Source organism: Chromohalobacter sp. 48-RD10 (genome assembly GCF_029889785.1).
GTDB lineage: Bacteria > Pseudomonadota > Gammaproteobacteria > Pseudomonadales > Halomonadaceae > Chromohalobacter.
This window is the reverse complement of record NZ_JARANX010000024.1, coordinates 1-24,149: the sequence shown is the minus strand read 5'-3', so window position 1 is coordinate 24,149 and position 24,149 is coordinate 1. Positions and strand designations below refer to the sequence as shown.

16 protein-coding genes and 1 pseudogene are annotated in these 24,149 nt (G+C 62.1%); 7 read left to right on the top strand and 10 right to left on the bottom strand.

Annotated elements, in window-relative coordinates:
• From OP496_RS15045 to OP496_RS15035, 3 genes are all read right to left on the bottom strand, one after another.
• The coding region (locus tag OP496_RS15045; RefSeq protein WP_280564575.1) for a helix-turn-helix domain-containing protein at positions 1-261 on the bottom strand (261 nt) is incomplete at its 3' end.
• Between the two features lie 99 nt (positions 262-360).
• Positions 361-1,011 carry a LysE family translocator gene (locus OP496_RS15040; protein WP_280564574.1) on the bottom strand — a complete coding sequence of 217 codons (651 nt, stop codon included), beginning with the start codon at positions 1,009-1,011 and terminating at the stop codon, positions 361-363.
• 80 nt (positions 1,012-1,091) lie between these two features.
• Positions 1,092-1,892, bottom strand: coding sequence for an AraC family transcriptional regulator (locus tag OP496_RS15035; protein ID WP_280564572.1), 801 nt, complete (start codon positions 1,890-1,892; stop codon positions 1,092-1,094).
• A gap of 224 nt (positions 1,893-2,116) precedes the next feature.
• On the opposite strand from OP496_RS15035, the pseudogene OP496_RS15030 reads away from it, so the two are divergent.
• Positions 2,117-2,409, top strand: a pseudogene (locus OP496_RS15030) (HigA family addiction module antitoxin).
• Between the two features lie 129 nt (positions 2,410-2,538).
• Entirely contained in the window at positions 2,539-3,999 is a 1,461-nt protein-coding gene (locus OP496_RS15025; RefSeq protein WP_280564571.1) for a Fic family protein, read from the top strand.
• 88 nt (positions 4,000-4,087) lie between these two features.
• On the opposite strand, the gene OP496_RS15020 is transcribed toward OP496_RS15025, so the two are convergent.
• The 3 genes from OP496_RS15020 to gpmI all read right to left on the bottom strand — a co-directional run bounded on the left by OP496_RS15020 (position 4,088) and on the right by gpmI (position 8,369).
• Positions 4,088-5,452 carry a S41 family peptidase gene (locus OP496_RS15020; RefSeq protein ID WP_280564570.1) on the bottom strand — a complete coding sequence of 455 codons (1,365 nt, stop codon included), beginning with the start codon at positions 5,450-5,452 and terminating at the stop codon, positions 4,088-4,090.
• 140 nt (positions 5,453-5,592) lie between these two features.
• Positions 5,593-6,762 (bottom strand): peptidoglycan DD-metalloendopeptidase family protein, encoded by a 1,170-nt coding sequence (locus tag OP496_RS15015; protein ID WP_280564569.1) that lies wholly within the window; start codon positions 6,760-6,762, stop codon positions 5,593-5,595.
• A 29-nt stretch (positions 6,763-6,791) separates the two neighbouring features.
• Complete coding sequence (gene gpmI / locus OP496_RS15010) at positions 6,792-8,369, bottom strand: 2,3-bisphosphoglycerate-independent phosphoglycerate mutase (protein WP_280564568.1); 1,578 nt, start codon at positions 8,367-8,369, stop codon at positions 6,792-6,794.
• A gap of 275 nt (positions 8,370-8,644) precedes the next feature.
• On the opposite strand from gpmI, the gene OP496_RS15005 reads away from it, so the two are divergent.
• From OP496_RS15005 to OP496_RS14985, 5 genes are all read left to right on the top strand, one after another.
• Positions 8,645-9,064, top strand: a complete 420-nt coding sequence (locus tag OP496_RS15005) for a rhodanese-like domain-containing protein (RefSeq protein WP_280564566.1) — start codon at positions 8,645-8,647, stop codon at positions 9,062-9,064.
• Positions 9,065-9,135: 71 nt separating this feature from the next.
• Complete coding sequence (gene secB / locus OP496_RS15000) at positions 9,136-9,630, top strand: protein-export chaperone SecB (RefSeq protein WP_280564564.1); 495 nt, start codon at positions 9,136-9,138, stop codon at positions 9,628-9,630.
• Positions 9,631-9,633: 3 nt separating this feature from the next.
• Entirely contained in the window at positions 9,634-10,374 is a 741-nt protein-coding gene (locus OP496_RS14995) for a 16S rRNA (uracil(1498)-N(3))-methyltransferase (protein ID WP_280564562.1), read from the top strand.
• Complete coding sequence (locus tag OP496_RS14990; protein ID WP_280564561.1) at positions 10,361-10,675, top strand: HigA family addiction module antitoxin; 315 nt, start codon at positions 10,361-10,363, stop codon at positions 10,673-10,675. The genes OP496_RS14995 and OP496_RS14990 overlap by 14 nt, the downstream gene beginning before the upstream one ends.
• Positions 10,639-11,280: a hypothetical protein gene (locus OP496_RS14985; protein WP_280564559.1), complete on the top strand. Its 642-nt coding sequence runs from the start codon at positions 10,639-10,641 to the stop codon at positions 11,278-11,280. The genes OP496_RS14990 and OP496_RS14985 overlap by 37 nt, the downstream gene beginning before the upstream one ends.
• Here OP496_RS14985 and OP496_RS14980 read toward each other — a convergent pair.
• From OP496_RS14980 to OP496_RS14965, 4 genes are all read right to left on the bottom strand, one after another.
• Positions 11,261-12,448 carry an HlyD family type I secretion periplasmic adaptor subunit gene (locus tag OP496_RS14980; RefSeq protein WP_280564558.1) on the bottom strand — a complete coding sequence of 396 codons (1,188 nt, stop codon included), beginning with the start codon at positions 12,446-12,448 and terminating at the stop codon, positions 11,261-11,263. The two genes, OP496_RS14985 and OP496_RS14980, sit on opposite strands and share 20 nt — an antisense overlap.
• Positions 12,448-14,625, bottom strand: a complete 2,178-nt coding sequence (locus tag OP496_RS14975) for a type I secretion system permease/ATPase (RefSeq protein WP_280564557.1) — start codon at positions 14,623-14,625, stop codon at positions 12,448-12,450. Before OP496_RS14975 ends, OP496_RS14980 begins: the two co-directional genes overlap by 1 nt.
• The gene (locus tag OP496_RS14970) at positions 14,622-15,980 is read right to left on the bottom strand and encodes a TolC family protein (RefSeq protein WP_280564556.1); all 1,359 of its coding nucleotides are present in this window, start codon (positions 15,978-15,980) and stop codon (positions 14,622-14,624) included. The genes OP496_RS14975 and OP496_RS14970 overlap by 4 nt, the downstream gene beginning before the upstream one ends.
• 173 nt (positions 15,981-16,153) lie before the next feature.
• Positions 16,154-24,149, bottom strand: a 7,996-nt coding sequence (locus tag OP496_RS14965) for an Ig-like domain-containing protein (protein WP_280564555.1), incomplete at its 5' end; no start/stop codon positions are given.

Sequence of the window (24,149 nt, the reverse complement as noted above, 5' to 3'; positions counted from 1 at the left end):
ACGCAGGAACAGACAACCCCGCGCGGCCTCTTGGGCCAACCAGACCTCCAGCGCGCCGAATAACGCATCGACGCTGTCGGTTTCCACCTGGCGGTGGAAGCGACGATCCCGCTCGTTCAGGACGGCCGCGATCAGGCCATTCTTGTTGCCGACGTGCTTGTAGAGCGTGCGGCTCGAAATACCTGCGCCCTGCGTCAGCCGATCCATGCCGGTAGCGGTGAAACCGTGCCGGTCGAAGAGCTGCTCGGCAGTCTCGAGCAATCGTGTGTGAATATCCATATCCGCAGTGTAAAACGATCACTTTACTTTCGCAAGCCGGAGCTCAGATAAAACGCCCTCGAATCCTGAGCCGCCGGGCCTTCAGAAGATCGCCAGTAGCCCTGGGTCGAGCCGGGCTGTGACGATGCCGAGTCCCAACAGGATGAGCAGGGCACCCGCCAGCCGCTCGATGTGTCGCAGACTATGGCCGAAGCGACGGATCAGTCCCGGGTGTCCGGCCAAGTGGCCAACCAGCAGATCCCAGCCGAGTACCACAGCGATCATCCACAATGCGTAGAGACTCTGGACGCCCACGGGCGTGCTACGCGCGTGCAGCACTGCGAACAGGCTGGCGTAGAACAGCGCATTCTTGGGATTCAGCAACCCCGAGGCCAGCCCGGCGAGCAAGGCGCCCAGCGCGGCGCCCGTGGGGGCATCTATCTCGCTGCGTGAGCCTACTTCGAGACGGGTCTGCCCCGCCTGACGAATGAACTGGATACCCATGTAAAGCAGAAAAGCGCCGCCGGCCCACTGGATGACGATGAACGGTCTGGCTTCGGCGTCGAGAGCCATCAGCCCGCCCATGGCAAGCAGTATGAAAAGGGCGTTGGCCAGGCCGATGCCGAGGCTGACCAGTGCTGCCTGCCCGCGGCCCCAGGCGACCGCGTAGCGCAGAATCAGGAAGAAGTCCGGACCAGGGCTGAGCAGGGCGAGGAAGTGCGCCCCGGCGACCAGCAGGAACTGTTGCAGCATGATGCGTAAGCCCCCTCGAGTGCGTGGAGGGCCAGTCTGCGTCGCCGCGTGGCGATAGTATTGAATGAAAGTGCGGCGCCTCAGGTGCTGCGGTAGCGACCCGGTGTGGCCGCCACCCGGGCCTTGAAAGCGCGCTGAAAGTGGCCTTGGTCAGCGAAGCCGAGTTCCTGCGCGAGCTCTGCCAGTTCCACTCCCTGACACAAGCGGCGGCGTGCCTGCTGGATGCGCCGGTCGAGCAGCCAGGCATGGGGTGTTAGCCCGGTTTCACGACGGAACAGTCGAATCACCTGATAGCGGCTCAGGCCGTGATCTCGGGCCAGCGCCTCGAGCGACGGCGGCCGCTCAAGGCACTCGAGTAGATGCCGTTGGAGGTCGTCCAAGGCGGATGAACTCGGCCAATGAACGGCCAGCGAGTGGCCATGACACCACAGGCGGCTGCCGAGGAACTCGATCAGTGCGGCCTCCTTGTCGGCTGCTGGAGCCTGGGAAAAGAGCAGGGTATTGAGCCGACAGAAAGCTTGGTAAGGCGCGGCGTCGCGAGCGATGAATACCGTCGAGGGCATGGTCGGGGCGGTGTCGATTTCGACCGAGGCCTCATTCAGCACTTCGCTCACCCAGGCCGATTCCAGATACAGCATCTGGTAGCTCCAGCGCTGATCCGGCAGAGGATTGCAGTCATGCACCACGCCCGCGGGCACGCTGACCAGGCAGCCAGGCGTCAGTCGCTCGCGTCGCCGTTGGCACTGGAATTGGCTCTGGCCACGGTCGACCACACCGATCGACAGGGTGGGATGGCTGTGGGGTCGGTAGCAGGCGCGGCTATCGCTGGCCCGCCGGCTCTCGACAAAAGGCAGCGCCGTGTCTCGCCAGAACTGCGTCATGGGCGGGTTCCTGAGGTGGCGACGGGCGCTCATCAGCCCAGCGCGAAGGTGATCTCGTCGGTCTCAAAGGCCAGCCATTGCTGGCGGCCGATACCGCTGGCGTCGCGGATCCTTTCTCGAGTCTACCTCGTTTGGCCGCCATGACTAGAACGCCTAGCGTTAGAGCAGCCCGGACCAGCACCTAGGAGACCAACCGGAATGACTGCGTGCCGTCGACATAAAGCATTTTGTTGCATAATCCACCGCATCCTGGTGAGTTCATTCGAGAGGTGTATCGGGGCCTTTTAGCATCAGTTCCCGCCAGCTTGCCGTAAACCTGGGGGGTTCCCCCTCGACCTTGTCGCGGGTGCTGAAAGGTGAGAGTGGTATCAGCCCGGAAATGGCCCTGCGGCTTTCCAAGGTGCTGGGTCGCACACCGGAGAGCTGGCTGGCGATGCAGGACATGTATGACCTCTGGATAGCGCGTAATACGCTCAATCTGGATGATATTCGCCCCCTGAACTTCGATGCCGCTTAGGCAGGCGACCAAACAGAGTTCACAAGCGTATTGCTGTTGGGGCCTGCTGCCGGCTCTCCATCAACGCCGTGAGAAGTATGGATTTGATTAGGGCCGACTAGTCAAAAAAAGGAGCAAAATGGCATTACCATGACACAAAGTGACCTTCAAAAAGCCATCATCCGAGGTGAAGACAGCCGCCACCAGTTCAAGCGTGACGTTACCAATGCGGATGGCCTTGCCGCTGAGCTGGCGGCCTTTGCCAACAGTGGCGGTGGCTGGTTGTTTCTGGGCGTGAACGACGATGGTTCGATTGCGGGGTTGGATGGTGCGTCGGTTCGGCGGTTGAACCAGTTGATGGGCAACGCCGCCTCTCAGCATGTGCGCCCACCGGTGCATCCGTTGACCGAGAACGTGCAGACGGATCAGGGCCTTGTGGTGGTGGTTGAAGTGTCCGATGGATTGGCCAAGCCTTATTTGGACAATCAAGGCCGCATCTGGGTCAAGCAGGGCTCGGACAAGCGGCATGTAACTTCCCGGGAGGAGATGCAGCGCATGTTCCAGCGTTCCGGGCTGGTTTACGCCGATGTGGTGCCGGTGGCGGGCACTTCCATAGAGGATATCGACGACAAGGCCTTTACTGCCTATTTTGACCGTCGCTATGGGGAAAGCGGCGAGTTCTCCGGCCTGACGCGGGAGCAGTTGCTGCACAACCTGGGCTTGGGCGATGGCAGTGAGCTGAACCTGTCTGGGCTGATGTTGTTTGCCCGCAACCCCCAGCGCTGGCGCCCAGCGTTTGAAGTCAAAGCGGTGGCCTTCCCCGGCACCGCGCTGCACGATACCCGCTATCTGGACAGCGAAGACATCAAGGGCACCCTGTTGGAGCAGTTTCGGGGCGCTTTCGCTTTTATCAAGCGCAATCTGCACCATGTGCAGCACGGGCGCAGCTTCAATACGCTGGGAGAGCTTGAGATCCCCGAAACAGCGTTGGAAGAGCTGCTGGTCAACGCTCTGATTCACCGAGATTATTTCACCAGCGCCTCGGTTCGCCTGATGGTCTTTGCCGACCGGGTGGAGATCGTTAGCCCCGGTCATCTATCGGATAGCTTGAGCCCGGAAGATATTCGCCGGGGCAAGACCATTCGCCGCAACCCTACGCTCACTGAGCATGCCTCACATATCTTGCCCTATCGAGGCATGGGCAGCGGTATCCCACGAGCACTTCAGGCATGGCCCCGGATTGATTTGGTGGACGACTCGTCGGGCAATCAGTTCAGCGCAGTGGTCTGGCGGCCAGAAGCAGAATGGCGCTCTGACGCAAAGTCCTCACCAGTCACCGGGGAAGTCACCGGGGAAGTCACCGGGGAAGTCACCGGGGAAGTGATACGACTACTTGCAGTTTTGCAGGGCGAAATGAAGCGCTCGGAGCTGCAGGCAGCGCTTGGGCTGAAACATGAAGACCACTTCCGGGAAGCCTATTTGCGTCCAGCCCTGAAGGTAGGCGCCATTGAAATGACGATTCCGGACAAGCCCAATAGCCGTTTGCAGAGGTACCGACTAACGGCCGCTGGCAAAACCTGGCTGCAGCGCCGCAGCGATAAGAACGAGTAGCTTTCTGAGTCCGACACAACGCCCCCGCGCCGTTTATTTCAACATCACGGCGCGGGGGCGTTTGCGTTTAAGTGGTTAGTGCGGGGCGTCAGTCGTTGGATTGTGCGCGTGGCAGGACGTTGAGGGCCCTGAGCAGGTTGAGCGCTTCGCCTAGCTGGTAGTCGCTTTCGGCGAGCGAGGCTTCGCGCTCGGAGCGTTCGGTGTCACCGTTGATGTTTCGCAGGTGGTTCTCGAGGTCGGCTTCGCGGATGTTGAGGCCGCTGCCTTCAGCGACTTCGAGACGGCCACGTACCACGTCGACATCCGGGGTGATGCCCTGGGCCTGGATCGACCGGCCGTCCGGTGTGTAGTAGAGCGCGGTGGTCAGTTTCAGGCCGTCGCCGTTGTTGAGCGGCAGTACCTGTTGGACGGAGCCCTTGCCGAAGCTCTCGGTGCCCATCAGCACGGCGCGTTGCTGATCCTGCAGGGCGCCGGCAACGATCTCTGCCGCCGAGGCGCTGCCGCCGTTGATCAGCACTACCATCGGCACGTCCGGGGCGCTGGTCTGGGTGGAGGCCGAGAAGCGCATATCGCTGTCCGGCAGGCGGCCTTCGGTGTAGACGATCAGGCCACTGTCGAGGAACAGATCGGCGACGTCGACGGCGCTGTCGAGCACGCCGCCGGGATTGTTGCGCAGATCGAGCACCAGTCCCTTGAGCTCGCCTTCGTCACGTAGTGAGGCGATGGCGTCGCGGGCCTGTTCGCCGGTGCGGCTCTGAAACCGACTGATGCGCAGGTAGCCATAGCCCGGTGCCAGCAGCTCGTGTTTGACGCTTTCGGTCTGGATGGTCTCGCGCGTCAGGGTGACATCGCGCGGTGCGTCTTCGCCCTCGCGCATGATGGTCAGACGTAGTTCTTCGCCTTCGTCGCCGCGCATCATGTCCACGGCTTCCTGCAGCGACAGGCTCTCGGTGGGCGTATCGTCTATGCGCAGGATGCGGTCTTGCGCCTGAAGGTCGGCGCGTGCGGCGGGAGAGTCGTCGATGGGGGCGATGATCGTCAATTGATCGTCCTGCATGCCGACTTCGATGCCGACGCCGCTGAATTCGCCCTCGGTGGTCTCGCGCAGGGCTTCGAAGTCGTCTTTGTCGAGATAGGCGGAGTGGGGATCGAGCTCGCCGAGCATGCCACGAATAGCGTTACGCATCAGGGTGGTGTCGTCGACGTCGTCGACATAGGTGCGCTTGATGCGCTCGAAGACTTCGGCGAAGGTCTGCACGTCTTCCACGGGCAAGGCGTCATTGTCGACCGGCGCCTGGGTGCCCTGCTGAGCATTTGGTTGGGGAGTGGGCTGGGTGCTTTGCTGGGCATGCGCCGGCAGCGGCAGGGTCAGCGCACCGATCACCAGGGCCATGCCCATTGCTAGAAAGTGACGAACGATGAGACGCGGGGAACGGGGTTGGCTTGCGGTCATGCTGTCTCCACAACGCGGCGGAACGGGCTCGTGTCAGTCGCGCCGAAGGGGGCGACCAGATGGCGGGGCGCAGGCGAACCCACGCGCGCCGAGACCCAGCATAGCCTTTATGGGTCGGCGCAATCCAGCGCGGCGGATGTTCAGCGATGGGCGATCCAGTCACCGGGATCGATGGGGTCGCCATTCTTGCGGACCTCGAAATACAGCGCGGGGCTGTCGCGGCCGCCGCTGTCGCCGACAGCGGCGAGGGTATCGCCACGTTCGACCTGGGCGCCAACCCCGACCTCGAAGCGTTGCAGGTGCGCGTAGAGCGTCATGACGTTGTCGCCATGGTCGACGATCAATAGATTGCCGAAGCCGCGCATCCAGTTGGCGAAAACCACGCGGCCGGCGTGTACGGCGGAGACCGGTGTGCCCGCTGCGGCGCCGATGAGCATGCCGTTGCGGTCGACGCCGTCGCCGTTGCCGTAGGTGGCGAGCATGTCGCCCTGCACGGGCCAGGGCAGTTCGCCCCGGGTCTGGGCGATATCCGTGGAGGGTGGTGCCTGATCGAGACGCTCGAGCTTGGCCTGCATTTTTTCGAGCAGTTGCTGGGCGTCCTCGCGGTCATCGGTGAGCGCGGCCAGCTTGGCTTGCTGGGAGGTGTAGCGATCCTTGTACTTCGCGAGGATGGCTTCGCGCTCGCTGCGTTGATCGCTGAGCGTTTCGCGACGTTCGGTGAGCTCGCTGGCGAGGCCGTCCAGGCGCTCTTGATGTGACTGCAGCGCGCTTTGCGTTTCGTCGAGCTGGTTCTCGAGCTTGGCCAGGGTGTCGAGGCGTTGCTGACGCGCCTGGTTGAGATGATTGAGGTACTGCTGAAGGCGGTCCAGCCGCGCGGGGTCGGTCTGGTTGAGCAGTAGCTTGAGCTGCGGCGTGGGGCCGAGCCGGTATAGTGCGTTGAGCTGTGTCGCGAGGGCGGCGCGTTGCTGGCGACGTTCTTCCTCGAGGGTCTGACGCTGCTGTTTGAGCTCGGCAACTTCCTGATCGAGTTGATCCTGCTCGCGCTGCAGGCCGGTCAACCGCTGTTGGGTATCGGCCAGCTTGGTTTCCACCTCGCGTAATTCGTCCTGCGCGCTATCGCGTTCGTCGCGAGTGCCCTCGAGGCGCGACTCGGCTTTCTCGATATCGCTTCCCAAGGCTTCGAGTTGACGTTTGACTTCCTCCGGTGAGCTTTGCGCCCAAACGCTGGACGCGCCCAGCGACAGCCACGCACACGAGAACGCCATGGCGCAGGCCATGGCGATTCGCTTGCCGGACATTGGCGTGCTCATGCGCCGACGCCGCAATAAACGCACACCTATCAGGGGGTATCCACCAGCACGCGGCCGGTCATTTCCTCGGGCACCGGCTCGTGCATCATGGTCAGCAGGGTCGGCGCCAGGTCGCACAGGCTGCCGTCGTCCGCCAAGGTGGCGCCAGCACGTGGTGTGACATAGACCAGCGGTACCTGAAAGGTCGTATGGGCCGTCTGCGGGTTGCCGGTTTCAGGATGCATCATCTGCTCGGCATTGCCGTGGTCGGCGGTGACCAGGCATTCGCCGCCGGCGCGTTCGATGGCCTCGATTACCCGGCCCAGGCAGACATCCACCGCCTCGATGGCCTTGACGGCGGCATCGAAGTCGCCGCTATGGCCGACCATGTCGCCATTGGCGTAGTTGCACACCACTAGATCGAACGTGCCCGCGTCGATGGCTGCAACCAGCGTGTCGGTGAGCTCATAAGCGCTCATCTCCGGCTTCTCGTCGTACGTCTTGACGTCCTGCGGGGAGGGAATCAGCTCGCGGGTCTCGTCGTCGAACTCATCCTCGCGTCCACCGGAGAAGAAGAAGGTGACGTGGGCGTACTTCTCGGTCTCGGCGATGCGCAGTTGTTTCAGGCCGCGCTTGGCGACGGTCTCGCCCAGGGTGTTGACCAGATCGGTGGGCGGAAAGGCCACCGGCGCTGGAATGTTCGCGGCGTACTCGGTGAGCATCACCAGCCCTTCGTGGGCCAGTTTGGGCCGGGCCTGGCGGGTAAAGCCGCTGAAGTCATCCTCGGCGAAGGCGCGGGTCAGCTCGCGGGCGCGGTCGGCGCGGAAGTTGAGGAACAGTGCGGCATCGCCATCGGCCATGCGGACCGGCTCGCCATGCGGGCGAATGCTTGTCGCGGCGACGAATTCATCGGTTTCGTCACGCGCGTAGGCGGCGTCCAGCCCGGCCTCGGCGCTAGTGGCGACCTTTGAGCCCTCCCCCTCGACGATGACACGATAGGCTTGCTCGACACGGTCCCAGCGATTGTCGCGGTCCATGGCGTAGTAACGGCCGACGATTGAGGCGACGTAGGCGTTGTCGGCGCCGAACAGCTCGGCGAGCCGCGCGTTGGCGCGTTCCAGCGAGGCGCGGGCGCTCTTGGGTGCGGTGTCGCGACCGTCGAGGAAGGCGTGCAGGTAGACGTGCTTGGCGCCGCGTTCGGCGGCCAGCGCGGCCACGGCAAGGATGTGATCCTCGTGGCTATGCACGCCACCGGGCGAGAGCAAGCCAAGCAGATGCACGGCGCGACCGGCGGCAACGGCGGCGTCGAGGGGCGCCGTCAGCGCGGTGTTGGCGGCCAGCTCGTCGTCTTCGATGGCCTTGGTGATACGCGTGAAGTCCTGGTAGACGATACGCCCAGCGCCGAGGTTCATGTGGCCGACTTCGGAATTGCCCATCTGGCCATCGGGTAGCCCGACGTACTTGCCATCGGTGTGTAGCAAGGCGGAGGGGTAGCGTTGCTTCAGCGCGTCCATGACCGGGGTCTTGGCGCTGTAAACGGCGTTGTACTCAGTATCATCGTTCTGGCCGTAGCCATCGAGAATCAACAGCGCAACGGGCCGGGGACGCTGGGGGTGGGTATCTGCCATAACATGCCTCGCGGGAATCTGATGGGCGTCGCATCGGCGCATCCGGCCGATGACCCCATGAAGCGGTAGTGCCGCTGCGGGGTTCGCGACTCACGTCTCCTTGCGGCATCATAACGCAGTCACGAGAGAGCGTCAGCCGCGTCGGTGGGGCCGGACGCTCGCGCATGGCTCATGTATACTAAGGCGCCCGCCGGGGCATGTGGCGTTCGCCGAGCGCACACGACGCCGACAGACACACGACGTCGATAGACACACAACGAGAGTTATCCGCACCCATGATCGATCAGTTATTCGAATTCGTGCAAAACCACCTGCTACTGTCAGGCGCTTTTCTGGTGGTACTGGTGGCATGGATCGCCTACGAGCTCAAAAACTCGAACAGCGGCGTCTCGCCGTCTGAAGCCACCTCGCTGATCAATCGCGAGGAGGGGCTGTTTCTGGATATTCGCGAGGTCAAGGACTTCAAGGCGGGGCATATCGCCGGCGCACGCAATATTCCCAAGGGCCGTTTGGGGGATCGCCTTAAAGAGCTCGAGGACTACAAGGAAAAGCCGGTGGTGGTGGTATGCCAGCACGGCCAGCATTCCGGCGCTGCCGTGGGGCAGTTGACCCAAGCCGGCTTCACCCGTGCGGCCAAGCTCAAGGGCGGTATGACCCAGTGGCAGTCCGATGAGTTGCCGGTGGTCCGCAAGTAAGCGATACACTGGCGGGGCGGCGTACGCCGGGCCCCGCGTCTCATGCATAGATAAGTCAAAGGAAGTGCAACATGGCGGAAGACAACAATCAGGCCGCTCAAGGTGGCAACGACGCGCAGAACCAACTGCAATTTTCCATGCAGCGCATTTACGTCAAGGACGTTTCCTTCGAGTCGCCCAATGCGCCGAGCGTGTTCCAGAACGCGTTCAAACCCAAGGTGGGGCTCGATCTCAATACGACGAGCGAGCAGGTCGGTGAGAATCTCTACGAAGTGGTGGTCAAGGTAACGGCGCAGGTCACCAACAACGAAGACGGCGCCACGGCGTTTCTCGTCGAAGTGGAGCAGGCCGGGTTGTTCCGCATCGCCGGCTTGAGCGACGACCAGCTCGACCACACTCTGGGTGCGTTCTGCCCCAACATGCTGTTCCCCTATGCACGTGAGTGCATCGACAACCTGGTCAATCGCGGCAGCTTCCCGCCGCTGATGCTGTCACCGGTCAACTTCGAGGCGATGTACGCCCAGAAGAAGAAGCGCGAAAGCGAAGCCGCCGAGAACGTGCAGTAAACGATGGCCGGACCGCGCATTCATGTGGCGGCCACGCTGGTCGCCGCAGCGGAAATCACTTTGCCTGAAGGTGCCTCGCGGCATGTGGCGGGCGCGCTTAGGCTGCGTGAAGGCGCGGCGCTACGCCTGTTCGATGGCGAGGGCCACGAGGCCGAGGCCGACATCGTCAGTGTGGGGCGTCGCGAGGTACGCGTACGGGTCACCGCCGTGACCGAAGGCGGCACCGAGTCGCCGCTGGCGGTGCACCTCGGGCAAGCGATCTCCAAGGGCGACCGCATGGACTACGCCATCCAGAAAGCCACCGAGCTCGGCGTGGCGGCCATCACTCCGCTTTATACCGAGCACGGCGACGTGCGCCTCAAGGGCGACCGTGAAGCCAAGAAGCTCGCCCATTGGCAAGCCGTCGCGGTCAGCGCCTGCGAGCAATGCGGGCGCAGCCGCGTGCCCTCCGTACATCCCCCGCAAACGCTCAACGCTTGGCTAGCGGCACGCGACGAAGCGTTACGCCTCGTCCTGCATCCCGCCACCGACACCGCCTGGCAACACGCCAGTGGCATTACCCGCGCCGCACTCCTTGTCGGCCCCGAAGGTGGCTTATCGCCCGCCGAAATCGACGCCGCCTACACCGCCGACTTCGCCGCCCTGACCCTTGGCCCCCGCATCCTGCGCACTGAAACCGCCCCCGTTGCCGCTCTGACGTTGTTGCAGCATTATTTTGGTGATTTGACTTATGCGCAATATTGATCCGGTAACACCTGGCGAGTTACTGAAGGAAGAGTTTCTAGAGCTCATGGGGGTCTCCCAGTATCGGCTGGCCAAGGAGATTGGAGTTCCGGCTCAGCGTATTGGACAGATCATTGCTGGCAAGCGCTCGATAACGGCCGATACGGATCTGCGACTCTGTCGGTTCTTTGGACTGTCCAATGGTTACTGGTTGCGTGCCCAAACAGCATATGACACCGAAGTCGCGGAGGATGCCTTGGCCGATCAACTGAATAGTATTCGGCCTTGGAACTCGGGTTCACGCATGGACCACAGGGCATAATAAGTCGCGCCAAGACCGCCTATGTCGTCGCTCTCGGCGCGTGGATAGCGTTAGATCCAGACTTCGTTTTCAGCAGTCAGTGCTCCGCCCTCGTCGCCAGTATTCTTAACGCCTTTGGGCTCGATCAACATCAGGTGAACTTCACTGGCAGCATAGGGTTTGTGCTCGACGCCGTGCTACACGACGTAGATATCTCCTGGTCCAAGTGCCACAGAGCCATCACGGAAGTCTATGCGGAGCTCACCCTTCAGCACATAGAACGCCTCATCGGTATAAGTGATCAACAGGCTGCCGCTGCTCTAGGCGCCTTGCTTGGTGACGCAAGGCGCGTCCAACAGATCCTCACTACTGCACTATCGGTGCCGACTGAGGAAATCGATCAACGTTTCGAGCATCGCCAGCGAGGAGCGGACTCAGTGCTCGCCAAGGAGCCGCTGCAGCCGGATTTTCCCACGGTCATGAACTCTGAATTGATGCCGCCTCCGATAATCGTCTATGTCCTACGAATGGGTCGTAAAAGCCACACGCATGCTGTGCGTGGCCTGATGCAGGAGCTCGCACGAGAACTCGATGGTAACGGCGTCCTCAATAGAGGTTTGCCTTGAGCAGCGGTTTGAGTAGATAGTCGAGCACGCTACGTTCCCCGGTTTGAATATCCACCTGTGCGATCATGCCGGGGATGATGGGTAGTGTTTCCTGATCGTGTGTCAGCGAACCACTGTCCGTGCGGATGTAGACCTTGTAATAGGATTCCGTACCTCTCGGGGTCTCCTCTTCTATGGTGTCGGCGCTGATCTGCTCGACGGTGCCGTCAAGGTCGCCGTAGATGGTGTAGTCGTAGGCGGTTATCTTGACGCTGGCAGGCATACCCGGTGCCAGGAAAGCGACATCGCTGGGTTTGATCTTGGCCTCGATGAGCAGTTGATCCTCGAGGGGAATCACCTCCATGATCGTCTCGCCTGGCGGCACGACGCCCCCTTTGGTGGTGTAATTGATCGCATTGACCCGGCCATGCACCGGTGAATTAATTTCGGTGCGCTGATACTGATCGCGCTTTTGTACGAGTACCTGCTCGAGCGAGGCAAGCTCACCCTTCTTGTCGGTTAGTTCGGTGTAAGCATCCTGCACGTAGCTGTTCTGGATCTCGGCGCGCTTGCCGCGCAGCGACGCAATATCTTGCTGCAGTTGCAACTGCTCCATCTCGCTGACGGCCTGACGTTCCACCAGCGGTTTGATCAGCTGTAGACGTTGGTTGGCCATGGCGATCTCTTGATCCAGCGAGGCGGTTGCCTCTTGCAATTTCTCTCGCCTGGCACGGAACAGCTCGCGCTCGGACTCTGCTAGCGAGCTGTCTGGATCGATGTCATCAGGAAACGCGATATGCTTGCTCTCCAGTACCTCCGCCTGTAAGCGTGCGATCGTGGCCTTGAGTGCCACGACTTGGCTACGTGTCTCTTGAAACGCGCTCTGAAAGCGCGTGGCATTCAATTTGACCAATTCCTGGCCCTGATCGACGATATCGCCTTCTTGGACAGGAATTTCCTCAATGATGCCGCCCTCCAGGCTTTGGATGGACTGTATTCGGCTAACGGGGACCACGCGGCCTTCACCGTGGGTGACGACAGCGATATTGGCCCACGCTGACCAGCCGATGAAGCAGGCGAGCGCGGTAACGACGGCCCAGACGGCGGGACGGGCCAGCGGATGGCGAAGGTTGGCGCGGGCATCTCCCAATTGACGCTGGAGTTCTTGGTCATGATCGCTCGTTGCCATCAGCGTGCTCCCTCTCTAGCTGCCACGCGGTTGCCGGAGACGACTTGATCGACATCTCCCTGCATTGTCAGCTTGCCGTCACGCAGCACGATAGCGCGGTCGGTCAGTTCGAGAAGCGGCTTTTTATGTGTCGACACGACGAGCGTGCGGCCCGTCATCCATTGTTTTAGAAAGTTCACGGCGCGCTTTTCGTTGGTCTGGTCGAACGCGGCGGTTGGCTCGTCCAGTAGTACGATACGAGGGTCCTGCAGCACCAGCCGAGCGAGACCGATCGCCTGGCGCTGGCCGCCGGAGACGCTGCCGCTCGAGGCGATGGGCATCTCCAGGCCGAGCGGATGCGCGCGCACGAAGCGGCCGAGCCCGACGCCATCGAGGGCCTGGAAGATCTCCTCGTCGCCGTAGTTGCCGCCGTCGAGGGTGAGATTGTCGCGCAGAGTGCCGTAGAAGAGTGCGATGTCCTGCGGGAGATAGCCAATGGCATGGCGGCGGTCGGCAGCCTCGATCTGCGCCAGGTTGACGTCGTCGAGCATCACGCGTCCGCCGGTCGGGTCGACGAAGCCCGAGAGCAGTCGTAGTAGCGTGGATTTGCCTGCGCCGTTACCGCCAAGTAAAGCGACTTTTGCCCCTGCTTCGATGGTGAGTTCTTCGATCTTCAACGCGGGTGGTGAGTCTTCGTCATGGCGGACAACGACCTCTTCTAACTGGTAATGACCCTGCAAGTGAGGTTTGCGTACCGACTGTTCGGTACTGCTTTCACTGGGCGCCTTCATCATTTCGTCGAGCCCTTCGATGGCAGCCTTGACGTGCTGCCAGCGCGCAAGCAGGGCACTGGTCTGCGCCATCGGTGCGATGGCCCGCGAGCCAAGGATCGAGCATGCGATGAGGGCGCCAATCGTCATTTCGCCAGCGCTGATGCGATAGACCCCGGCAATCACGATGCCGACGTAGCCGAGCTGCTGAAACAAAGAGGCGGCATGGGCGAGTTGGCTTGTAATCGAGCGTAACCGGACTGAAGCATTTGAAAGCTGCGCCGAGAGTGACTCCCACAGCGCCAGGTTACGCCCCTCGGCACGGGTTGCCTTGACCGTCTCGAGCTGATCGAGCGACTCCAGTAGCACGCCGTTTTTGACTGCCCCCTCGTGCAGGTTTTCCCGCGCCAGCCGCGCCAGATAACGTTGCAGCAGCAGGCCGGGGAGGATCATCCCGGCGATTGCCGCCACGGGTACGAATGCAATGGGGCCGCCAATCCAAGCAATGACGAGTATGAATATGGCGACGAACGGAATATCACTGATGGCCCCTGCCGTGGCTGAGGTAAAAAACTCGCGTACCGCCTCGAATTCGCGCACCTGACTGGTGAAGGCACCCGTGGATGCCGGCTTAGACTTGAGCTTCAAGTGTATGGCTTGGTTGAAGAGATGGGACGAAAGCTGCAGGTCGAGTCGCTTGCCGATCACTTCGAGTAGGTGGGCACGCAACCCCTTGAGCAAAAACTCTAGGAAGACGGCCAGCATGACGCCACTCGCGAGCACCCAGAGCGTATCGAAGGCGGCGTTGGGCACTACCCGGTCGTAGACCTGCATGGCGAAAAGCGCGGTCGAGACTGCCAGCAGATTAGCGGCCAGCGCCGCCACGCCGACCTCGGCGTATGCTGGCCAGCAGGCTTTTAGGGGTCCCTTTAACCAGTGCGTGGGTGGCGTTTGCGCGAAGTCGCCCGCTCTCGAGTCGCTACGGTGGCATGGGCGGGCAAAGATGGCGATGCCACGATAACGCGCAGCGAGGGTTTCGAGATTTATCGTCTCCTCGCCGCCGCCCGTTTCGGGCAGCGCAATCGTTGCTTCATTGTCGTCAAGTGCTTGGAGCAGTACTGTTTCGTCATCATCCAGAATCAGCAGCGCCGGCAGCAGATGAGGCGAGATCCGTTTGAGTGGTTTTTCGACCACACGCGCGCTGACATCAGCGCGACGCAAGGCACGAGTCACCTCGCCGAGTGGTAGCCGGCCTTGGTCTAGAGGCAGTCCGTCGCCTAGCTCAGCGACAGATGTTTCACGTTTCAGACAGTGACATAGCAGTACCAGGCCCTCACGCAATGAATCGTCAAAACGCTCGGCGTCGGGGCGGTGGGCGGTAGCCGTGGAGGCGTGATCAGACGCCGTTCCAGTGGGAGAATTACTCATGGCAGTGCTCCTTCGAGACGGCCGTTAACCAGTGGATTGATCAAGCCCAGGCGTGAGGCGACACGGTACTGAATGCGCTTCTGTTCGATCTCGATATCGATGAGCTGCCGACGTGCTGTGAACGCTTCCCGGCGAATGGTCAGCAGATCATTGATATCGCGTCGTCCAACCGAGAACTGGTCGTCGTAGAGTTGAGCGACGGATGATGCTTCTTCGATCTGAGTCTGTAGCGCCTGTTCGCGCTGTTGGTAGACGCCGGCGTTGGTTATCGAGGTGGTGACATCGCGTCGGATTTCCCGGCGTTGCTCGTCGATACGATATTGGGCGGCTTCGAGCTGTTGTCGCGCAGCCTCTGGACGCTGGAAATTCGCTAGTCCCTGGAATGTATCCATGCGTAGTTGAAGGCCGATCACAGAATCATTTTGCAATTCACCCCCAATCTGGCGGCGTTGCAAAGAACCTTCCAGATTGAGCTGCGGCTTGAGCGAAGATTTTGCCTCAGCGATATCGGCTTCAGCTTGTTCAGCGCTGGCGAGGGCTGTTTGATACTGCGGCGCATTGACGATCCATCGCTGCAGTCGTTCTTTATTCAGACGCTGGGTTAACTTCGCTGGTGAAAGTGGCTCAAGGTGTGTAGCGGATAGACCGGTGAGAATTCGAAACTGACGCCGAGCTTCATCGAGCTGGCCGTCCGCCGTCGCGAGATCGTCTCGAGCCTGAGCAAGATCGAGTGCCACACGCCCGCGCTCGCTCCTGTCTGTGTAGCCGTCTTGACTACGGGCTTCCGTTAGTTCGCTGAGATCTTCGAGGTCGGCGACATAGTCCTGGATGAGTGCGACTTGGCGCTTCGCAGACAGAATATCGAGATAGACTTCGGCAATATCCAGCGCTGCTTCCTCTTCGGAAACGGCAAGGGTGCGCAAGGCTTCGCGCTCGGCGGCGATGGCCTTATCCACCTGACTGGACACATTTCCCCAGTCATAGAGCATCTGCCGTGCCGAGGCATCGTAGCCCCACTGCTGGAACGGAAATTCCTCGGGGCCTGCCGAGAGATTCACTTCGGGGTAATAGCCCCACTCGGCGATATCCACTTCAGTACCGGCGCTTTCGGCATCGGCTACGGCCGCGCGCACTGAGGGGTTAATAGCAAGCCCCCGACGGATGGCTTGAGCCAGCGTGACCTCTGACCCGTTTGGTTGCGTGTATCCAGAGACGGGAGTAGAGGACATCGCCTCGGAGGACGGTGCTGTGTCTTCGACATCGGCTTGATGGCGAGACCAGACAGCATCCGGTACGCGTATATCGAGGTGTTGGGCGTCGTTCGAGTGGGACGTGCGTTGGGTCGCCTCGCTCATCCAGTTTGTAGGAGCGCCGACGGTCGCCGTCGGGGAAAGACAGCTCGCCATGAAGATCAATGATGTCAGCTGTTTCCACAAGAGTGATCTTTGTCGTCTGATATCGGCATTCCCTTTGCCGTGACCTTGAGTGTATGGGCAGCACGTGGCCGCCCAGTGCTGCATTATCGTGATCAGGTTTCCACAGTGACGGTGTCCTGCTCGACCTGAATCGTCGCGTCGCCGAAGGTGTACTGGTCGTAGGCGACGCCGTCCGCTGTGATGGTGTCGCCCTGACTCGCACCCTGGATATTGAGTGTGTCCTGCTCGTCGCCCGTCACCTGTAGCTCGTTGTCGGCATCGGTCATCTCGAGTGCATCGTCTTCACTCAGCGTGGCGGAGCTACTGTCATCGTCGTGGCCTAGGTCGAGTTGTTCGATGTTGCTGATCGAATCGGCCTCCGCCGAGGTCAGGTCGATCCCGCCATCGAGCAACAGCGTGTCGAAGCCCTCGCCGCCATCGATCGACGCGAAGTCGGTGCCGCTCGTCACCATCAGGTCGTCCCCGGCACCGGCATTGAAGGTGTCGGCACCGTTGCCGCCGATGAGAATGTCGTCACCGTCGCCGCCATTGAGGGTGTCGTCGCCACTACCGGCGCGGAGCAGGTCGTTACCGCTGCCGCCATTGAGCGTGTCGTCGCCCGCGTAGCCGTAGAGGCGCTGACCGCCATCGTTGGCATCGAGCACGTTGTCGCCGCTGTCGCCCTCGAGGATGTAGTCGCTGCCATTCAGACCCAGTAGCCGGTTGAGCGCCGCGACGTCGAGCAGGTTGCCGGCGCCATCCGATGTTGTTTCACCGCTGACATCGGTAGCGGAGACGGTAAAGCTGCCGAGCGCGCTCAGGCCGAGGTCCAAATCGAGCCCGGCGAGGTCCAGGCTACCCGTATCCAACTGGAGTGTGGCGAGGAACTCGTTGATCTCCAGGTTATCCAGCGTGCTGCCGTCTTCGGCGGTGACCGTCACCGTCGAGCTGGGCACGGCGACACCGACCAGGCTATCGGTCTCCACGCTGACGTCGTAGCCGAACGCCTCGGCCATCGCCTCCGAGTACACGAAGGCGACGGTGCCTAGTGAAAGCGAGGCGAGTGCCTGGTAGGAAATCTCGACCTGCTGGAGACCGTTGTCGGGGTCGGCAGCGGTGAAGGCCTGCTGGCTCAAATCGAGAATGCCCAACGCTTCGACACCGATCAGTCCGAGAAGCGAACCATCCGTGGCCTGAACGGTGGGGGCGTTGGGACTGGTGCTGATATCGCTTTGATGATCGAAGTTGACACTGGTGGTACCGGGGTCGCCGTCACCATCGACTATCGTGGCGCCGACACTCGTATTCGTCAGCGGATCGTCCTCGCTGTCGAAGGTTTCGTTGTTGGTTAGCAGGTTACCGTTGGCCAGCAAGTTGCCGATGATCGCCGACTGGTCGTCACCGCTGGCGCCGATGAGATCGACTCCCTCCAGCGTGATGATCTGGTTGGCCTGAGCGGCAGCGCTGGTGGCGTTCATGTTATCCGCGAAGGCGCCCTCGGCGCTGACGTAGACAACCGTCGAGGCACCTGCCAATGCGAAGTAGAGGTAGCTTGTCAGGTTGCCAGCACTCGTGCCGCGTGAGCGGCCGCCGTCGAGCAGCCCACGCAGATCCAGCGTATCGCCACCACCACGAAGCGGCTGGCCGCTGAAATCGGTGACGGTATCCTCCGACGGGGCGTCTACTGTCCCCTGATCGCCGGAACGCCACTGAAAAGTGTCGTTACCCGAGCCCCCGGTCAGCGTGGCGTTGCCGCTACCGCCGACGAGAATGTCGTCGCCCGAGCCCCCATCCAGCACGGCGTCATTGCCGGTACCGAACAGCCAGTCGTTGCCGGCACCGCCCGACAGTGCATCGCCGGAGAGCACGTCGTCACCGTCGCTGGCCGTATCGCTGAAGATATCGCTAGCGCTACTCGAACCACCGCTCAACAAGCCGACATCCAGAGCGCTGGTGTCGCTGGAGCTATCGCTATTACCCGCGGCGTCGGTTGCTTCCAGGCTGATCGAAGACCCGCCCACGTTCAGAATATCAAATCCGCTCTCATCGAGCTGGACGCTAGAAAGAAAGGTGTTGAGTGCCTGGTTATTGATCGTGCCGCCGTTTATCGCCGTTATCGTCAGCGTGGCGGAAGCCGACGCCCCTATCCCCAATAGGCCTGATGACGAGTCAGACTCGGCCACGACGTCGATGCCGAGTGCAGTGGCTAACTCCATCGAGTAGTTAAAATTCAATGGATCATCGCCAGACAAGTCGATGCCGAGATTTGCAAGGCTACCGGTTTCGGCGTTGATCACGACTTCAGTGACATCGTTGTCGGCATCCGAAATCTGGAAGGCCTGCGCACTGCTGTTGGAAACCAGACCGCCTACCGCATCAACGCCTACCAAACCGAGCAAATCATCGGAGGGATCCAGGCTGACCTGCGGGGCCGAGCCCTGTACCGCCGAGTCGTATTGATACTCGCCCGTGTTCATGTCGACGGTTAGCGTCTTGTGATCGCCGATACTGACGGTCAATGTTCCGCTAGCTGCGTCGAATGCCGGTGATAGTGCGAAGTCGGCGTCTTCTCCTTCCGTCGTCACGGTTCCGGCTTCGGGGTCATACGTCAGCGTGTAACCGCCAATGGAGAGGTTCTGGACATAGCCGCCGTCAGCGCCGAAGTTGACGGCGAAATCACCGTTCGCGGAATTCGCGTCACCCGCGAGACCGAAGGTTCGGTCAGCCGATGCTGTGGGCACGGCGTCGGTGACGTCCAGCGTCAGCGTTCCAGTACCCACGTTGCCGGCGAGATCGGTCACGGCAACGTCGAAGCCGAGACTCAGCACGTCGGCGCCCGAGCTGGGGTGATCGAAGGGACGCGACTGGGTGAAGGTGTAGTTGCCGGTATTATCGAGCCGCAGCGTGGCAACGACGTCGCCCCCCGTCGTTCCCGTCAATACGGCATCGCCGTCCTCCTGCGTCTGTTCCCAGCTAACCGTGTCGCCATCGCTGGTGATTTCCTGCGGCGCAGTGATATTCAGAGAGGCGATCTCGCTACCGGCGCTACCTTCATCGCTGTCGAGCAGCAGTGTTCCGGTAGTCTCGATCTGTGGCCTGAATTGGAGATCGTTTTCGGATGTCTCGACCGTTGCATCGGCGACTTCGGGGGCCATCGTATCCAGTGTGGCGGTGTCGGTGACCGTCCCGGTGTTCCCCGCCGCATCGGTTAGGGAGAGCGTCGCAGTCAGCTCGCCGTCATCGAGGCTGGAGAGGTCGGCGGTGGTGGTGAACGAGCCGTCATCCTCCAGCGTGATGTCGTCGCCCTGAATCACCACCGGGTCGCCGCCGTTGGCGCTGGCGATGGTGAGCGTGTCGATCGCCGCGTTGTCCTCGACCTTGCCGGTAAGGGTAGCGGTATCGGCGTCGTCCGCGTTGTAGACCTCATCGGCGAAGTTGACGGTGTTGTTGCCGTCATTGGGCGCTACCGCGTCCACCGTTTCGGTCGCCGGATCGCTGGTATTGCCGGCGGGGTCAGTGGCCGTGGCCGTGACTTCGTCGCCATCTTCCAGCGGCGTCTCGGGTGTGACTGTCCAGGTACCATCGTCGCCGACGGTGACCGGTTCGCCGATGGTCGCGCCGTTCTCGTCGGTGACGGTCACGGTGCTGCCGGGCTCGGCGGTGCCGGTGATGTCATCGCCGTTGGTGGGCTCGATGATCGGGGTGTCCGGGGCCGTCGTATCGATGGTCAGCGTGAAGGCATCGCTAGCCGGCGAGGTATTGCCGGCGGCGTCGGTGGCTTCGGCGGTGAAGCTGACATCGCCTTCGGCCAGTTCGGTCTCCGGTGTAAAGCTCCAGTTGCCTTGATCATCGGCCTCAGTGGTGCCCAGCGAGGTGTCGCCCTGGAAGACTTCGACCGTGCTGCCCGCTTCGGCACTGCCGGTCAGCGTTGGTGTAGTGTCGTTGGTGCTGGCGCCATCGTTGAGTGTGCCGGCCGGCGCGACGTTGTCGGCAGCACTGGCGATCATCGGGGCGTCTGGCGTCTCGGTGTCGACCGTCAGCGTGAACGCATCGCTCACGTCGGAGGTGTTACCGTTGCCATCGGTCGCGGTGGCCGTAAAGACTGCATCGCCTTCTGGCAGCTCTTCATCACGGGCGTAAGACCAGTTGCCCTGGTCATCGGCAATGGCGGAGCCGACCTCGCTACCGTTGAGGGAAATAGCGACCGTACTATCGGCTTCTGCGATGCCTTGAAGAAGAGGCCGGGTGTCGTTGGTGCTGTCACCGTCAGCGAGATCGCCGGTCTGCGGATTGACATCATCGACTGCGAATTCGATGGTCGGAGCCTCGGGCGGTGTGACGTCGTTGAGATCCGCGTCGACGGTCGTGTTAGCTACCGGTCCGGCGTTGCCGGCGGCATCCGTTGCCGAGGCGTTGATGACGGTACCGTCTACCAATGGCGTTGCCGGAGCAAATGACCAACTGCCCTGTGGTCCCGCAGTGGTGGTGCCGATGGAACTATCATCTCCATCGGTCAGCGTTATCGTGGCGCCGGCCTCTGCGGTACCTGTGATAAGTACGCCATCGGTAGGTTCGATGGACGGCGCTTCCGGCGCGATCGTATCCAGCGTGATCGACTCTCCAACGACAGTAGCGCTGTTACCGGCTTCATCGGTGATCGCCAGCGAACTGGTGATTTCGCCATCGACCAGGCCGGCGAAATCGACGGTGTAGTCGCCGTCTGCTTCGACTGTCGTGGTGATGCTCTCACCGTTAGTGTCGGTAAACGTCGCCACGGCGGTGGCATCGTCATCCATACCGCTGACGCTGTAGCGGGTCATGCCGGCTTCATCGGCGTTGATCAGCCCGTCGTCGTCATTGCTGGTTAGCGTCGCCGTCGGATCGACATCGGCGGTAGTGTCCAGCGTCACACTATCGCCCGTCACCGTGGCGGTATTACCGGCGTTATCGGTGATCGCCAGCGAACTGGTGATTTCGCCATCCGCCAGGTTCGACAGGTCCGCCGTGATGCTGCCATCGGCTGCGACATCCGCCATGGCGGTATCACCGTTGACGTCGGTAAAGGTAGCCACGGCTGTGGCATCGTCATCCAGAGCGCTGACGGTGTAGCGGGTCGAGCCGGCTTCGTCGGCGTTGATTAGCCCGTCATCATCATTGCTGGTTAGCGTGGCCGGCGGATCGACATCGGCGGTAGTGTCCAGCGTCACGCTGTCGCCCGTCACCGTGGCGGTATTGCCGGCATTATCGGTGATCGCCAGTTCGCTGGAGATGGCACCATCGGCCAGGCCGGAGAGGTCGACATTGAATGTGCCATCCGCGGTGACATCAGCAGTGACTGCAGTGGTGCCGTCGGTGAACGTCGCCACGGCGATGGCATCGTCATCCAGACCGCCGACGGTGTAGCGGGTCGTGTCGGCTTCGTCGGCGTTGATCAGGCCGTCGGCGTCATTGCTGGTTAGCGTGGCCGGCGGATCCACGTCGGCAGTAGTGTCCAGCGTGGTGGTATCGGTGATATCGCCGCTGTTGCCGGCGCTATCGACCACCGTCATGGTCGCGTTGAGCTTGCCATCGCTCAGATTATTCAGATCCTGAGCCGCCACGCTGACCTGGCCGTCGACGACGCTGATATCCCCCTCGGCTACCGTAATATCATCCGTGGTGTCGTCACTGTCGCGGATCACGATGCTGTCGATCGTGGCGCCGGCTTCGATCTGGCCACTTAGCGTGACATTATCGGCTTCGTCAGCACTCAGCAGCCCATCACCGCCGTTATCGAAGGCGATCGTATGCGTGCCATCATTGCCGGCCGGGGCGGTGACGTCGATGGTCAGCGTGAAGGTATTACTATCCGGCGACGTGTTGCCGGCGGCGTCGGTGGCCGTGGCGGTGAAGCTGGCATTGCCTTCGCTCAGCGCCTCTGGCGTAAAGTTCCAGCTACCATCACCGTCGGCATCGACCATGCCCACGGACGTGCCGTTCTGGAAGATCTCAATGGTGCTATTGGCTTCGGCCGTGCCGGTCAGCGTCGGCGTGGTGTCGTTGGTGTTGTCACCGCTGGCCAAGTCGTCGGTCAGCGGTGCGACATCATCCGTGGCACTCACGATCACCGGGACGTCTGGGGCGTTGGCATCGACCGTGGCCGTTGCCTCGGGGCTCGCATTGCCCGCTTCGTCGGTGGCGACGGCGTTAATCTCGTCGCCATCGGCGAGCGCTTCGTCCGGCGTCACGCTCCAGTTGCCGTCGCCATCTGCCACAACCGGTTCGCCGATCGGATCACCGTTGCCATTGGTCAGCGTTACGGTGCTGCCGACCTCGGCGGTGCCGGTGATGGTGTCGCCGGTGGTGGGCTCGATCGTCGGCGCCTGCGGCGCGGTATCGTCGATGGTCAGCGTGAAGACTTCACTGGAGTCCGACGTGTTGCCGGCGCCATCAATGGCCATGGCGGTGAAGTTTACGTCGCCGTCGGGCAGGGCGTTCGCGTCTGCGAGAGTAAACGACCAATCGCCATTCTCGCCTGCATCGGTCGTGCCGATCGGAGCGCCGTCGGCGAAGATCGCTATCGTGGCGTTGGCCTCGGCGCTACCGTTCAGTGTCGGCGTGGTGTCGTTGGTAACGTCAGCGTCGTCGAGCTGGCCGGCGGGATCCACGTCATCGACAGCGCCGGCGATGACCGGTGCATCCGGGGCGGTGGCATCGACCGTGGCCGTTGTCTCGGGGCTCACGTTACCCGCTTCATCGGTCGCGATCGCCGAGATCTCGGTGCCATCGACCAGCGGCGTCTCGGGCGTGACTGTCCAGGTGCCATCGTCGCCGACGGTGACCGGTTCGCCGATGGTCGCGCCGTTATCGTCGGTGACGGTCACGGTGCTGCCGGGCTCGGCGGTGCCGGTGATGTCATCACCATTCGTCGGGTCGATGGTGGGAACATCCGGTGCCACGGTATCCAGCGTGGCGGTGTCGGTGACTGTCCCGGTATTGCCCGCCGCATCCGTGATAGAAAGCGTCGCAGTCAGCTCGCCGTCATCGAGCCCGTTGACATCGACACCGTCGAGGCTGAAGCTGCCATCAGTGTCGGGCGTTACTGTCGCGGGGTCGATCTCGAGCGGACCCCCACCGTTGGCGCTGGCGATTGCCAGCGAGGCGATGCTTGCCCCGTCTTCGACCTGGCCGGTGAGAGTGACGTTGCCAGCCTCGTCGGCTGAGAGCAGCGCGTCGTCGCCGGTGACGATGGTGATGCTGTTGTCGCCTTCGGCCGGGGGAATGCCATCTACGGTTTTGGTAGTGGGATCGCTGGTGTTGCCGGCGGGGTCAGTGGCCGTGGCCGTGACTTCGTCACCATCTTCCAGCGGAGGCTCGGGCGTCACTGTCCAGGTGCCGTCGTCGCCGACGGTGACCGGTTCGCCGATCGGATCACCGTTGCCATTGGTCAGCGTTACGGTGCTGCCGACCTCGGCGGTGCCGGTAAGCTCGGTGCCATTCGTCGGATCGATGGTGGGCGCGTCCGGTGCCACGGTATCCAGCGTCGCGGTGTCGGTGACCGTCCCGGTATTGCCCGCCGCATCCGTGATAGAAAGCGTCGCAGTCAGCTCGCCGTCATCGAGGCCGGAGAGGTCGGCGGTGGTGGTGAACGAGCCGTCATCCTCCAGCGTGATGTCGTCGCCCTGAATCACCACCGGCTCGCCGCCGGCATCGCTGGCGACGGTGAGCGTGTTGATTACCCCACCGTCCTCGACCTGGCCGGTGAGGTCGGCGGTATCGGCGTCGGCCGCGGTGTAGACGTCGTCGGCGAAGGCGACGGTGTTATCGCCCTCGGCGGGCGCGGTGACGTCGACGCTGACCGTCTCGGTCACCAGCGTGGCCGGGTTCCCGGCCGGGTCGGTGGCGTTCACTGTGATGGCGTTATCGCCCTCGGCCAAATCGACGGTGCCGTCGGGCAGCGTCCAGCTGTTGCCGTCGACGGTCGCCGTGTAATCCGTGCCGTCGACCGTCACGGTGACGGTGGCGTCGGGATCGTCGACGCTGCCGGACAGCGCCGGACTATCGTTGCTGATCGGATCGTCGACCGGATCGATGGTGAGGGCCGGCGGCGTCTGATCCAGCGTCGCGCTA